Origin of the sequence: Paracoccus alcaliphilus, assembly GCF_028553725.1 — a bacterium.
GTDB classification, from domain to species: Bacteria; Pseudomonadota; Alphaproteobacteria; order Rhodobacterales; family Rhodobacteraceae; genus Paracoccus; species Paracoccus alcaliphilus.
In genome coordinates this window covers 2,830,542-2,842,689 of record NZ_CP067124.1, presented here as the reverse complement: position 1 = coordinate 2,842,689, position 12,148 = coordinate 2,830,542, and the positions used below count along the sequence as shown (strand labels likewise).

General features: G+C 66.4%; 14 protein-coding genes and 1 pseudogene. All 15 read left to right on the top strand.

The window, feature by feature from the left end; genetic code table 11:
- Positions 1 to 23 precede the first annotated feature (23 nt).
- Positions 24 to 971, top strand: coding sequence for a P-type conjugative transfer ATPase TrbB (gene trbB / locus JHW40_RS14810; protein WP_462139497.1), 948 nt, complete (start codon positions 24 to 26; stop codon positions 969 to 971).
- Complete coding sequence (locus JHW40_RS14805) at positions 968 to 1,300, top strand: TrbC/VirB2 family type IV secretion system protein (protein WP_029074212.1); 333 nt, start codon at positions 968 to 970, stop codon at positions 1,298 to 1,300. Before trbB ends, JHW40_RS14805 begins: the two co-directional genes overlap by 4 nt.
- A complete protein-coding gene (locus JHW40_RS14800) occupies positions 1,300 to 1,581 on the top strand; it encodes a VirB3 family type IV secretion system protein (RefSeq protein WP_029074213.1) in 282 nt (93 codons plus the stop codon). The genes JHW40_RS14805 and JHW40_RS14800 overlap by 1 nt, the downstream gene beginning before the upstream one ends.
- A gap of 13 nt (positions 1,582 to 1,594) precedes the next feature.
- Entirely contained in the window at positions 1,595 to 4,087 is a 2,493-nt protein-coding gene (gene trbE, locus JHW40_RS14795; RefSeq protein ID WP_029074214.1) for a conjugal transfer protein TrbE, read from the top strand.
- Entirely contained in the window at positions 4,084 to 4,860 is a 777-nt protein-coding gene (gene trbJ / locus JHW40_RS14790; protein ID WP_029074215.1) for a P-type conjugative transfer protein TrbJ, read from the top strand. The genes trbE and trbJ overlap by 4 nt, the downstream gene beginning before the upstream one ends.
- A gap of 14 nt (positions 4,861 to 4,874) precedes the next feature.
- Positions 4,875 to 5,141 carry a putative entry exclusion protein TrbK-alt gene (gene trbK-alt, locus JHW40_RS14785; RefSeq protein ID WP_029074216.1) on the top strand — a complete coding sequence of 89 codons (267 nt, stop codon included), beginning with the start codon at positions 4,875 to 4,877 and terminating at the stop codon, positions 5,139 to 5,141.
- 2 nt (positions 5,142 to 5,143) lie between these two features.
- Entirely contained in the window at positions 5,144 to 6,505 is a 1,362-nt protein-coding gene (gene trbL / locus JHW40_RS14780) for a P-type conjugative transfer protein TrbL (protein WP_029074217.1), read from the top strand.
- Positions 6,502 to 7,191, top strand: a complete 690-nt coding sequence (trbF, locus tag JHW40_RS14775; RefSeq protein ID WP_029074218.1) for a conjugal transfer protein TrbF — start codon at positions 6,502 to 6,504, stop codon at positions 7,189 to 7,191. The genes trbL and trbF overlap by 4 nt, the downstream gene beginning before the upstream one ends.
- The gene (gene trbG / locus JHW40_RS14770; protein ID WP_029074219.1) at positions 7,188 to 8,189 is read left to right on the top strand and encodes a P-type conjugative transfer protein TrbG; all 1,002 of its coding nucleotides are present in this window, start codon (positions 7,188 to 7,190) and stop codon (positions 8,187 to 8,189) included. The genes trbF and trbG overlap by 4 nt, the downstream gene beginning before the upstream one ends.
- Positions 8,186 to 9,322 (top strand): TraB/TrbI/VirB10 family type IV secretion system protein, encoded by a 1,137-nt coding sequence (locus JHW40_RS14765; RefSeq protein ID WP_029074220.1) that lies wholly within the window; start codon positions 8,186 to 8,188, stop codon positions 9,320 to 9,322. Before trbG ends, JHW40_RS14765 begins: the two co-directional genes overlap by 4 nt.
- A gap of 2 nt (positions 9,323 to 9,324) precedes the next feature.
- Positions 9,325 to 9,546 carry a DUF2274 domain-containing protein gene (locus JHW40_RS14760; RefSeq protein WP_029074221.1) on the top strand — a complete coding sequence of 74 codons (222 nt, stop codon included), beginning with the start codon at positions 9,325 to 9,327 and terminating at the stop codon, positions 9,544 to 9,546.
- A 135-nt stretch (positions 9,547 to 9,681) separates the two neighbouring features.
- Complete coding sequence (locus JHW40_RS14755; RefSeq protein ID WP_029074222.1) at positions 9,682 to 10,002, top strand: hypothetical protein; 321 nt, start codon at positions 9,682 to 9,684, stop codon at positions 10,000 to 10,002.
- Positions 9,999 to 10,352 carry a toxin-antitoxin system TumE family protein gene (locus JHW40_RS14750; protein ID WP_029074223.1) on the top strand — a complete coding sequence of 118 codons (354 nt, stop codon included), beginning with the start codon at positions 9,999 to 10,001 and terminating at the stop codon, positions 10,350 to 10,352. Before JHW40_RS14755 ends, JHW40_RS14750 begins: the two co-directional genes overlap by 4 nt.
- Positions 10,349 to 10,738, top strand: a complete 390-nt coding sequence (locus tag JHW40_RS14745) for an HVO_A0114 family putative DNA-binding protein (protein ID WP_051231117.1) — start codon at positions 10,349 to 10,351, stop codon at positions 10,736 to 10,738. Before JHW40_RS14750 ends, JHW40_RS14745 begins: the two co-directional genes overlap by 4 nt.
- Positions 10,735 to 11,775: pseudogene (locus tag JHW40_RS14740) on the top strand (recombinase family protein); the annotation flags it as partial. The gene JHW40_RS14745 and the pseudogene JHW40_RS14740, both read left to right, overlap by 4 nt.
- Between the last annotated feature and the right edge of the window lie 373 nt (positions 11,776 to 12,148).

Here is a 12,148-nt window from a genome sequence, read left to right as displayed (position 1 = left end):
AATCCATCGCGCGCGGCGCGCGCATGTTGCGCACCGCGCTCGGCCCCGCCATTGCCCGGCTGCTCGAAGACCCGGCCGTCGTCGAGGTGATGCTGAACCCGGATGGTCGCCTTTGGGTGGACCGGCTATCCGAAGGGCTTTCCGACACGGGCGAGCGACTGTCCGCCGCCGATGGCGAACGCATCGTTCGGCTAGTCGCGCATCATGTCGGCGCGGAGGTTCATGCCCGCAGCCCCCGCGTCTCGGCCGAACTGCCCGAGAGCGGGGAGCGGTTTGAAGGGCTATTGCCGCCCGTGGTCGCTGCCCCGACCTTCGCCATCCGCAAGCCCGCCGTCGCGGTGTTCACGCTCGACGACTATGTGGCGGCGGGCATCATGTCCACCGATCAGGCGGAAACGCTGCGCGAAGCCGTCGCATCCCGCGCCAATATCTTGGTAGCGGGCGGCACCAGCACCGGCAAAACCACGCTGACCAATGCGCTGCTCGCCGAGGTGGCGAAGACGGCGGATCGCGTCGTCATCATCGAGGACACGCGCGAGCTGCAATGCGCCGCGCCCAACCTTGTCGCCATGCGGACGAAAGACGGCGTGGCGACGCTTTCCGATCTGGTCCGGTCCTCGCTGCGCCTGCGCCCCGACCGCATCCCTATCGGCGAGGTGCGCGGATCGGAAGCCCTCGACCTGCTCAAAGCATGGGGCACGGGCCATCCGGGCGGGATCGGCACCATTCATGCAGGCACCGGCATCGGCGCGCTGCGCCGCCTTGAACAGCTCATCCAAGAGGCTGTCGTCACCGTCCCGCGCGCCCTGATCGCCGAGACAATCGACCTCGTTGCCGTCCTTTCCGGGCGCGGTTCCGCGCGCCGGCTGGCCGAACTCGCCCGCGTCGAAGGGCTGGGACCGGACGGCGACTACCGCATCACGCATCCCATCCCTTTGGCAATCCCCACCAGCACAGGAGAATCTTCATGATCCGCACGATTTCGCGCGGCTATCGCTTCGCCGCGACCGCCGCATCCACCCTTGTCATCAGCTTCATGCTCGCCCCGGCCGCCCATGCGTCCGGTTCGTCGATGCCGTGGGAAGCACCGCTCCAAAGCATCCTCCAGTCCATCGAAGGGCCGGTCGCCAAGATCATCGCCGTCATCATCATCATCGTGACCGGCCTGACTTTGGCCTTCGGCGATACGGGCGGCGGCTTTCGCAAGCTGATCCAGATCGTGTTCGGCCTGTCCATCGCCTTCGCGGCGTCGAGCTTCTTCCTGTCGTTCTTCTCGTTCGGCGGCGGGGCGCTCATCTGATGGCGGGCGGCCTCGAACAGCTCGACGCGGTGCCGGGGTTCACGGTCCCGGTCCATCGGGCGCTGACCGAGCATATTTTGCTCGGCGGCGCACCGCGCTCCATCGCGATTCTGAACGGCACGCTGGCCGGGGCCGTGGGCCTCGGCCTGCGCCTCTGGCTGGTCGGCATCGCCATCTGGGCCATCGGTCATTTCGCGGCCGTGTGGGCGGCAAAGCGCGATCCCCTCTTTGTCGAGGTCGGGCGGCGGCATCTGCGCATCCCCGGCCATCTGGCGGTGTGAGGGAGGCGCGTCGATGATGAACCTTGCCGAATACCGCAGCACCGCCACCCGACTCGCCGACTATCTGCCATGGGCGGCACTGGTCGGCTCCGGCGTCGTCTTGAACAAGGATGGGAGTTTTCAGAGGACCGCGAAGTTTCGCGGCCCCGATCTGGATTCCGCCGTCGCGGCCGAGCTGGTCGCCGTCGCCGGCCGCATCAACAACGCCGTGCGCCGTCTCGGCTCCGGCTGGAGCATCTTCGTCGAGGCACAGCGCAGCGAGGCGGCGACCTATCCCGATAGTCGCTTTCCCGATGCCGCGTCGGCGCTGGTCGATGCGGAACGGAAGGCTGGTTTCGAGGAAGCGGACGCGCATTTCGTGTCCGGCTACTTCCTCACCTTCCTCTGGCTGCCCCCGGCCGAGGAAGCCGCCCGCACTGAGGCATGGCTCTATGAGGGCCGCGAGAAAACCGGCGTGGACCCGTGGGAGCTGATGCGCGGCTTCATCGACCGCACCGACCGCGTGCTGGCGCTGCTCGACGGCTTCATGCCCGAGTGCCGTTGGATGGATGACGGCGCAACGCTGACCTACCTCCATTCCACCATCTCAACCAACCGCCATCGCGTGCGCGTGCCCGAGGTGCCGATGCACCTCGACGCGCTGCTCGCCGACCAGCCGTTGACTGGCGGGCTGGAGCCGCGCCTTGGCGACACACATCTGCGCGTCCTGACCATCGTGGGATTCCCGACCGCAACGATGCCGGGCCTGCTCGACGAGATGAACCGGCTGCCGTTCCCCTACAGGTGGGGCACGCGCGCGATCCTGCTCGACAAGACCGATGCGACCCGGTTGCTGACCCGCATCCGTCGCCAATGGTTCGCTAAGCGCAAGAGCATCGCGGCGATCTTGAAAGAGGTGATGACCAACGAGGCGTCCGCCCTTGTGGACACCGACGCGGCGAACAAGGCGCTCGACGCCGACATGGCGTTGCAGGAGCTTGGGGCAGACGTGGCGGGCATGGCCTACGTCACGGCGACCGTCACCGTATGGGATGCCGACCCGCGCGTGGCGCAAGAGAAGCTGCGCCTGGTCGAGAAGATCGTTCAGGGCCGTGACTTCACCGTCATGCCCGAGAGCGTCAACGCGGTTGACGCATGGCTCGGCAGTCTGCCCGGACACGCCTACGCCAATGTCCGCCAGCCGCCCATCAGCACTTTGAATCTCGCCCACATGATCCCGCTTTCAGCGGTGTGGGCGGGGCCGGAACGGGACGAGCATTTCGGTGCACCCCCTTTGCTCTTTGGAAAGACTGAAGGCTCAACCCCGTTCCGGCTAAGTCTCCATGTCGGCGACGTAGGACACACCCTTGTCGTTGGCCCGACCGGCGCGGGCAAATCCGTGCTGCTGGCGCTCATGGCCTTGCAGTTCCGGCGCTATGCGGGATCGCAGGTTTTCGCCTTCGACTTCGGCGGCAGCATCCGCGCCGCCGCGCTCGCCATGGGCGGGGATTGGCACGATTTGGGCGGTGGCCTCACGGAAGGAGATGAGGCGTCCGTTTCGCTCCAGCCACTTGCCCGCATCCACGACACCTATGAACGCGCATGGGCGGCGGACTGGATTGCGGCCATCCTCATGCGCGAGGGGCTGGCGATCACGCCCGAGGTCAAGGAACACCTTTGGACGGCGCTGACTTCGCTCGCTTCCGCGCCGGTCGAGGAACGGACCATCACCGGCCTTGCGGTGCTGTTGCAATCCAACGATCTGAAACAGGCGCTCCGTCCGTTCTGCGTCGGCGGTGCCTATGGCCGGCTGCTCGACGCCGAGACAGAGCATTTGGGATCGGCGGACGTGCAAGCCTTCGAGATCGAGGGCCTTGTCGGGACCGGCGCGGCCCCTGCCGTGCTTGCTTATCTGTTCCATCGTATCGGCGACCGGCTCGATGGCCGCCCCACGCTGCTCATCATAGATGAAGGCTGGCTTGCCCTGGACGACGAGGGTTTCGCCGGCCAGCTCCGTGAGTGGCTGAAAACGCTGCGCAAGAAGAACGCCAGCGTCATCTTCGCCACACAAAGCCTGTCCGACATTGACGGCAGCAACATCGCGCCCGCGATTATCGAGAGCTGCCCGACGCGACTCTTGCTGCCGAACGAGCGCGCCATCGAGCCGCAGATCACGGCCATCTATCGCCGCTTCGGCCTCAATGACAGGCAGATCGAAATCCTCGCACGGGCCACGCCCAAGCGGGATTATTACTGCCAGTCACGGCGCGGCAATCGCCTGTTCGAGCTTGGCCTGTCCGAAGTCGGCCTCGCCCTCTGCGCCGCATCCGCCAAATCCGACCAGACCCTCATTGCGCAGATCGTCGCCGAACGCGGCCGCGACGGCTTCCTCGCCGCATGGCTGCGCGAGCGCGGCGTCGATTGGGCGGCCGACCTGATCCCGAACCTCACCAATCTTGCCGACCGGCCGGAATCCGCCGCGCCGGCCCCGCTCGATAGCCACCCCACACAGGAGATTCTTCCATGACCTATCCCAAGATCGTTGGGGCCTCGGCCCTCGCGCTGGCGCTCGCCATGCCCGTCGCGCTTTCGCCCATGCTGGCAAGCCCGGCCCATGCACAATTCGGCTTCGGCCGGATCGTCTATGACCCGACCAACTATGCGCAAAACCTGCTTACCGCCGCGCGCACGCTGGAGCAGATCAACAACCAGATTCAGAGCCTCCAGAACGAGGCGCAGATGCTCATCAATCAGGCCCGCAATCTGGCGAGCCTGCCATATTCCTCGCTCCAGCAGCTCCAGCAGAGCGTCCAGCGCACGCAGCAGCTTCTCGGGCAGGCACAGAACATCGCCTTCGAGGTCGGCCAGATCGACCAAGCGTTCCAGAAGCAATATGGCAATGTCTCGCTTTCGGCGACCGACGCCCAGCTTGTCGCCGATGCGCGCAGCCGGTGGGAGAACACGGTCGGCAGCTTGCAGGACGCCATGCGCGTGCAGGCGGGAGCGGTCGGCAATATCGACAGCAACCGCGCCGAAATGGCCGCGCTGGTCGGCCAGAGCCAAGGCGCGACCGGCGCGCTGCAAGCCACGCAGGCCGGCAACCAGCTTCTCGCCCTCCAGTCGCAGCAGCTTTCCGACCTGATCGCGGTCATCTCGGCCAATGGCCGGGCCGACGCGCTGACCGAGGCCGAGCGCGCGACCGCTGCTGAACAGGGCCGCATCCAGCGCGAGCGGTTCCTGACACCCGGCACCGGCTACCTGCCGGGCAACGCGCAGATGTTCAACAACGGCAACAACTGACCGGGAGGCTCGCCATGGACGGCAAGATGCTGGCCCGGCTCGGGGCCGTGGTGTTCGTTGCGATTGCCTTGACAGTGACCGCAATCGACATGGCGCGGAAGGATGAACCTTCCGCGCCGCTCCCGGCCTCGGCCCTCCAGCCGCCGCCCGATCCCCTGCGCGCCAGCCTGCGCCGTTGCCAGCAGCTCGGCGAGGCCGCCGCAAGCGATGCCGACTGCCTCGCCGCTTGGGCTGAATCCCGCGACCGCTTCCTCGGCCGTGACCGCAGCGAGGCGCGCTGACCATGGGCAACACGGGCGTCATCGACAATTTCCTCGGAGTCTTCACCTCCTACATCGACAGTGGTTTTGGGCTGCTCGGCGGCGAGGTCGCCTTCATCGCCACAACGCTGATCGTCATCGACGTGACGCTCGCCGCGCTCTTTTGGGCATGGGGCGCGGATGACGACATTATCGCGCGGCTGGTCAAAAAGACGCTGTTCATCGGCGTCTTCGCCTACATCATCGGCAATTGGAACAACCTCGCCCGCATCGTCTTCGAGAGTTTCGCCGGCCTCGGCCTCATGGCCTCGGGCACCGGCTTTTCCGTCACCGATCTGATGCGGCCGGGCCGCGTGGCGCAGACCGGCCTCGACGCCGGCCGTCCGCTTCTCGATTCCATTTCCGACCTGATGGGCTGGATCAGCTTCTTCGAGAACTTCATCCAGATCGCGTGCCTGCTGTTTGCATGGGCGCTGGTGGTGCTGGCCTTCTTCATCCTCGCCATCCAGCTTTTCGTGACGCTGATCGAGTTCAAGCTGACCACGCTCGCCGGCTTCGTCCTGATCCCCTTCGGCCTGTTCGGCAAGACCGCCTTCATGGCCGAGAAGGTCTTGGGCAATGTGGTGTCGTCCGGCATCAAGGTCTTGGTGCTCGCCGTCATCATCGGCATCGGCAGCACCTTATTTTCGCAATTCACGGCCGGTTTCGGCGGGGCAACCCCGACCATCGACGACGCCATGGCGATTGTGCTGGCAGCCCTGTCGCTGCTCGGCCTCGGCATCTTCGGCCCCGGCATCGCCAACGGCATCGTCTCTGGCGGCCCGCAGCTCGGCGCGGGCGCGGCCGTGGGAACCGGCCTTGCGGTCGCAGGTGCAGGTGTCGCCGCTGGCGGCGGGGCTATGCTTGCGGCCAAGGGCGGTGCTGCCGCCCTCTCCGGTGGGGCCGCGGCCGTCCGCGGCGGTGCGACCGCCGCGGGCGCGGCAACCGCAGCCTATAGCGTCGGCGCGCTCGGCCAGTCCGGCGCGGTCGGTGTTGCTTCCGGCCTTGGTGGTGTTGCCCGCGCCGCAGGCTCGGCCGCCGTCTCTCCCTTGAAGCGCGCCGTCTCGAAAGCCACCGAGAGCGTCAAGTCCAGCTTTTCCGGTGGCGCACGCGCCGCCTTCGGTGTGACCGGCGGCTCATCCACCGCAGGCACGGTCGGCGGCGCGAGCGCCGATCCCACCGCAGCAGCATCCGGCCCGGCCGGCAGCCCGCCCGCATGGGCGCAACGGATGCGGCGCTCGCAGGCCATGAACCACGGCACGACCATGGCCGCCCATGCGGTGCGCTCCGGCGACAGCCACGGCTCCGGTTCCTCCATCAACCTTTCCGAAAGTGACCGCTCATGAGCATCTTCAAACGACCAGCAACCCACTACGGCAAATCGCCGGAACCCGAGACGCCCTATCAGAAGGCCGCGCAGGCATGGGACGAGCGTATCGGCTCGGCCCGCGTGCAGGCGAGGAACTGGCGTTATATGGCCTTCGGTTCCCTGATCCTGTCGGCCGGCTTCGCCTCGGCGCTGGTCTGGCAATCCGCGCGCGGGACCGTGGTGCCGTGGGTGGTGCAGGTGGACAATCTTGGACAGGCGCAGACCGTCGCGCCGGCCGCCGCCGATTATCGCCCGACCGACCCGCAGATCGCTTTCCATCTCGGCCGATTCATCGAGCAGGTCCGCGCGATCCCGGCCGACGCGATCATTGTCCGCCAGAACTGGCTTCGCGCCTACGAATGGACCACGGATCGCGGGGCGGCGGCGCTCAACGACTACGCCCGCGCCAATGATCCTTTCGCCAAGGTCGGCCGTCAACAGGTCGCCGTCGAGGTGTCTAGCGTCATCCGGGCGTCCCCCAACAGCTTCCGCGTCGCGTGGACCGAACGCCATTTCGAGAACGGCCAGCTTTCCAGCACGGAACGATGGACCGCGATCCTGACCATCGCCATCCAGCCGCCGCGCGATGCCGAACGGCTGCGCGCCAATCCGCTCGGCATCTACGTCAACGCAATTTCGTGGTCGCGGGAGATGAGCCAATGAGGACGATCACCCGCACCCCCACAATCGCGGCCGTGCTGCTTTCTGCCACCATGCTCGCAGGCTGCGCCACCAACCGGACGCCGCAATTCAGCTATGACGCCAGCGTACCCCCGCTGCCAACCGTGCAGGCGGCGGCAACCGATAACACGCCCCGGCCTTTGCGTGTGCCCCCTGCATGGACCGTCGCGCGTGGAGGAACCGCCGCAGGGACGCCGGCCGGCCGCGTCGAGAACGCCAATGCAGCCGCCCGCGTCGAGCCGCGCCGGGAAGGCTACTACAATGCAATCCAGATTTATCCGTGGTCGGAAGGCGCGCTCTATCAGGTCTATGCCGCAGTCGGGCAGATCACGACCATTGCGCTGGAGCCGGGCGAGAGCCTGACAGGCGCGGGGCCGATTGCGGCCGGCGACACCGCCCGCTGGATCATAGGCGACACCGAGAGCGGCAGCGGTGCGAACCGCCGCGTCCATATCCTCGTGAAACCGACGCGACCTGACATTTCCACCAACCTTGTCGTCACCACCGACCGGCGCACCTACATGATCGAGTTGCGCGCGCGGGAATCACTCTACATGCCGGCCGTCGCATGGGCCTATCCCGCACCGCCTGCCGGCCAGCGTCACACCGTTCCAGCCGCACCGATCATCCCGGCCGAGGCTGCGCGGAACTACCGCTATGCATTGCACGTGCAGGGCGACAACCCGCCATGGCGGCCGGCTTCCGTGTTCGACGATGGCCGGCGCGTCTATGTCGTCTTCCCGGCCGGGATCGTGCAGGGCGAAATGCCGCCGATTTTCGTGCTCGGCACGAATGGCGAACCGCAGATCGTCAACAGCCGAGTCCACCAGAACGTCCTGATCGTGGACCGCCTGTTCGGCGCGGCCGAGCTGCGCCTTGGCAACGGCAACCGCCAGCAGGTCGTCAGGATCGTTCGCATCAACCCGACGCAGGCCGCTGCCGCACAGCCCGCCAGCGCGACCGGAGGCTCCCCGTCATGACCGACAACACCATCAGCGACACCATCGCGCCCATGCGCCTGCGCGCCGAACCGCCGCGCGTCACCCGCCTGTCTCGCAAGATGCTGGCAGGCGTCGGCGCGGTCGCCTTGCTCGGCATCGGCGGCGCACTGATCTACGCGCTCCAGATCCGCGATGCAGGGCCGGGAGGCGAAGAACTCTATTCGACCGAGAACCGCCCAACGGCGGACGGCCTGTCCGGCTTGCCGCGCGACTATACGGGGCCGGTGCTCGGCCCGGCGCTGCCCGGCGACCTCGGCCGTCCGATCCTCGACGCGCAGAACAGGGGACAGCCGGTCGCGCCGCCCGTCATGACGACGCCCGCCGTCGATCCCGAAGAAGAACGCCGCCGCGCCGAGGAAGAAGCCGCGCGCTTGAGCAACGTGTTTTTCCAGTCCGGCCCACGCACGGGAGCGCCGGCAGGAACGTCCATGCCCGGCCTTGCAGGACTCGGCCTCGGCGGACAGCCCGCGACGCAAGACCGGCACGCGGCTTTCCTCAACGGACCCGTGGACCGGCAGACCATCGCGCCGGATCGCGTCGCGCCGCCGGCATCGCCCTACATCCTTCAGGCCGGGGCCGTGATCCCCGCCGCGCTCATCACCGGCATCCGCTCGGACCTGCCGGGCCAGATCACGGCGCAAGTGACCGAGAACGTCTATGACAGCCCGACCGGCAGCCTGCTCCTGATCCCGCAAGGGACGCGCATCATCGGTCAATACGATGACGGCGTGACCTTCGGCCAGCGCAGGGTGCTCTTGGTGTGGAATCGCCTGATCCTGCCCGGTGGCCGTTCCATCGTCCTTGAGCGCCTGCCGGGCGCGGACGCCAGCGGCTATGCCGGGCTGGAAGACGGGGTTGATTACCATTGGTGGGATCTGATGAAGGCCGCAGGGCTGTCCACGCTGCTCGCAGTCGGCACGGAGCTGGCGACCAGCGACGAGGACCGGCTTGTTCGAGCTATCCGCGACGGGGCGCAGGATACCGTCAATCAGGCGGGCCAGCAGATCGTGCAGCGCCAGTTGCAGGTTGCGCCGACTCTCACCATCCGGCCCGGCTTCCCGGTCAGGATCATCGTCACCCGCGACCTTGTATTTGAGCCGGCAGGAGGTTGACCATGACCAAGCTGAAACTCGGCCCGCTTCCCGACGACAAGCCCGTGAAGGTGACGGTGGAGCTACCCGCGCCGCTTCACCGCGATCTGACCGCCTATGCCGAGGTGCTGGCCCGCGAGAGCGGCCAGCCCGTCGCCGATCCCGTCAGGCTCATCGTGCCCATGCTGGAGCGGTTCATCGCCACGGATCGCGGCTTCGCCAAGGCACGGCGAGCCGCCAACTGAGTCCCATCCCGGCAGGGGTGCCGCCAGCGCATAGACGCAAATGCGGCACGCTACAGCCCGCCGACTGCCCTCCATGGTTCGCCCAATTCCGGGGCCTACAGCGCCCCGGAATCCACCAGAACCAAGGAGGATTCCATGTGTGCAGAGCGCCGTCGCGCCCGCAAAGGGCGACCGCGACAGCCGGTCCCCGAGACACTTCCCGACGATCTTTTCGACTATGCCGACGAACCTACGCCGGACGGCCGGGAGCGCCGCAGGTCGCCGCTTCGCATCGTCGATGTGGTGTCGTTGCCTGTCTTCGACGACTGGCCCGAGAAGGTGCCGATCACCGAGGAAGAACTGCAAATCTTCGAGCGGTATTTCGGTGACGTGCTCGACCGACTGTTCGGCCCAATCGACGATCCTGGCAATCAGGACTTGCAACGGTTATCCTCCGATGATAACACTAAGCCATGAGCGAGGATCGTGACCCGAGCCTCGACACGCTTCTGGACCTCGACGGACAGGTGCTCGTTGTCGATCCCGAGGGCGGCCATTGGGTGAAGTTCGTCGTCACCCGCGTTCCGGCCTCGCCGGAAAAGCCGCACGGCCTCGATTATTCGCTCACGCTTCACGGGCCTTCGGGCGAACGGTTGGTCGGATTCGATAACGCCCATCCGGTCGGCCGAGGAAGGCGGGGCGAGCCGATGGACCACCGGCATCGCCTCCAGACCGTGAAGCCCTACGCCTACGAGGATGCGGCCACGCTGCTGGCCGACTTCTGGCAGGCGGCGGACGCGGTGTTGAAGGAACGAGGCGTAACATGACCACATTGAAAGTCGGGATTGCCGACTACGACGAGATGAAGGCGCGCACCATGCGGATCGCCAAAGGCGAGGAAAAGCCCGCACCCGACGATCCGAAGGTGTGGTTCACATCCATGGAATCCTTCGCGCAGCTCCTTTCGAGCGGGAACCGCGAGTTGCTGCGCGTCATCGACGAGCAGTCACCCGGTTCGCTGGAGGAACTGTCGCGGATCACGGGACGGGCGAAGCCTAACCTGTCCCGAACCCTCAAGAAGATGGCGAGCTACGGCCTGATCCGTATGGACCCCGGCGAGGGCCAGAAGCTCGTCCCTAAGGTGCTGCATGACCGCGTGGAGCTGGAATTGCCGCTGATAGAACGTCGCACGGCGGAAGGAGTCCGGTCATGAATATGCAAAGTCCCCATGTTGCGCTGCGCGCCGCGCTCTACCTGCGCGTTTCCACCACGCGGCAGGCCGAGCATGACGTGTCGATCCCCGACCAGCGCAAGCAGGGCGAGGCTTATTGTGTCTCGCGCGGCTACCAGCTTGTCGAAACCTTCGTGGAAGCCGGCGCTTCGGCCACCAATGACCGCCGCCCCGAGTTCCAACGGATGATCGAGGCCGGCACGTCCAAGCCCGCGCCCTTCGATGTCGTCGTGGTCCATTCGTTCAGCCGGTTCTTCCGCGATCACTTCGAGCTGGAGTTCAACGTCAGGAAGCTCGCCAAGAACGGCGTCAAGCTGGTGTCCATCACGCAGGAGATGGGCGACGACCCCATGCACGTCATGATGCGGCAGATCATGGCGCTGTTCGACGAATACCAGTCGAAGGAGAACGGCAAGCACGTCATGCGCGCCTTGAAGGAGAACGCCCGGCAAGGCTTCTGGAACGGCTCCCTGCCGCCCATCGGCTACCGTGTCGTCGATGCCGAGCAGCGCGGCGCGAAGATGAAGAAGAAGCTGGAGATCGACCCGCTCCATGCCGACACCGTGCGGCTGATTTTCCGCCTTGCATCGGAAGGCGACGGCACGTCCGGCCCCATGGGCGTCAAGAACATCGTCAATCACCTGAACAAGCACCGCATGTTTACCCGCAACGGCGGGCGTTGGGGCATCGGCCAGCTTCACCGTGTCCTGACCCGGCGCACCTATATCGGCGAGCATCGCTTCAATCGCCGCTCCAATAAGGGCGTGGTGAAGCCGGAGGAGGAAATCGTCACCGTCGCCGTGCCGCCGCTGATCGACCTTGAGATATTCGAGGCCGTGCAGAATCGCTTGAAGGTCAACAATCCGAAGGTGACGCCGCCGCGCGTCGTCAGCGGCCCGAACCTGCTGACCGGCATCTGCCATTGCGGCAATTGCGGAGGCGCAATGACGCTGCGCACCGGCAAGAACGGCCGGTATCGCTACTATGCTTGCTCGATTCGGGCACGGCAGGGCGACACAGGCTGCAAGGGCCGCGCGATCCCGATGGATAAGCTCGACCGCATGGTGGTGACGCATATCGAGGAAAGGCTTCTCGACCCCGAGCGGATCGAAGACGTTCTCGCCTCGCTTCTGGATCGCCGGCAGGAAGGCGTCGAGCGGCGCAGCCAGCATATTGCCGAGTTGAACCATCGCGCGGCCGAGGCCGACAACCGCCTCAAGCGCCTCTACGATGCCATTGAAGCCGGTTCGCTCGACCCGGCCGAGTCTTCCCTTGGCGAGCGCATCGCGGGCCTCACGGCGCTTCGGGATCAGGCGCGGGCCGATGCCACGCGGATCGAAGCCATGCTCGCAAGCTCTACCCACCAGCGCCTCACCGGGGCAGCCGTGCGGG

Excerpts from the sequence above, each read along its gene's own strand:
- JHW40_RS14800 (WP_029074213.1), top strand. The coding sequence starts at position 1,300 with ATGGCGGGCGGCCTCGAACAGCTCGACGCGGTGCCGGGGTTCACGGTC.
- JHW40_RS14750 (WP_029074223.1), top strand. The coding sequence starts at position 9,999 with ATGAGCGAGGATCGTGACCCGAGCCTCGACACGCTTCTGGACCTCGAC.
- trbB (WP_462139497.1), top strand. The coding sequence starts at position 24 with ATGTTGCGCACCGCGCTCGGCCCCGCCATTGCCCGGCTGCTCGAAGAC.
- JHW40_RS14745 (WP_051231117.1), top strand. The coding sequence starts at position 10,349 with ATGACCACATTGAAAGTCGGGATTGCCGACTACGACGAGATGAAGGCG.
- JHW40_RS14755 (WP_029074222.1), top strand. The coding sequence starts at position 9,682 with ATGTGTGCAGAGCGCCGTCGCGCCCGCAAAGGGCGACCGCGACAGCCG.
- trbJ (WP_029074215.1), top strand. The coding sequence starts at position 4,084 with ATGACCTATCCCAAGATCGTTGGGGCCTCGGCCCTCGCGCTGGCGCTC.
- JHW40_RS14805 (WP_029074212.1), top strand. The coding sequence starts at position 968 with ATGATCCGCACGATTTCGCGCGGCTATCGCTTCGCCGCGACCGCCGCA.
- trbK-alt (WP_029074216.1), top strand. The coding sequence starts at position 4,875 with ATGGACGGCAAGATGCTGGCCCGGCTCGGGGCCGTGGTGTTCGTTGCG.
- JHW40_RS14760 (WP_029074221.1), top strand. The coding sequence starts at position 9,325 with ATGACCAAGCTGAAACTCGGCCCGCTTCCCGACGACAAGCCCGTGAAG.
- trbG (WP_029074219.1), top strand. The coding sequence starts at position 7,188 with ATGAGGACGATCACCCGCACCCCCACAATCGCGGCCGTGCTGCTTTCT.
- trbE (WP_029074214.1), top strand. The coding sequence starts at position 1,595 with ATGATGAACCTTGCCGAATACCGCAGCACCGCCACCCGACTCGCCGAC.
- trbL (WP_029074217.1), top strand. The coding sequence starts at position 5,144 with ATGGGCAACACGGGCGTCATCGACAATTTCCTCGGAGTCTTCACCTCC.
- trbF (WP_029074218.1), top strand. The coding sequence starts at position 6,502 with ATGAGCATCTTCAAACGACCAGCAACCCACTACGGCAAATCGCCGGAA.
- JHW40_RS14765 (WP_029074220.1), top strand. The coding sequence starts at position 8,186 with ATGACCGACAACACCATCAGCGACACCATCGCGCCCATGCGCCTGCGC.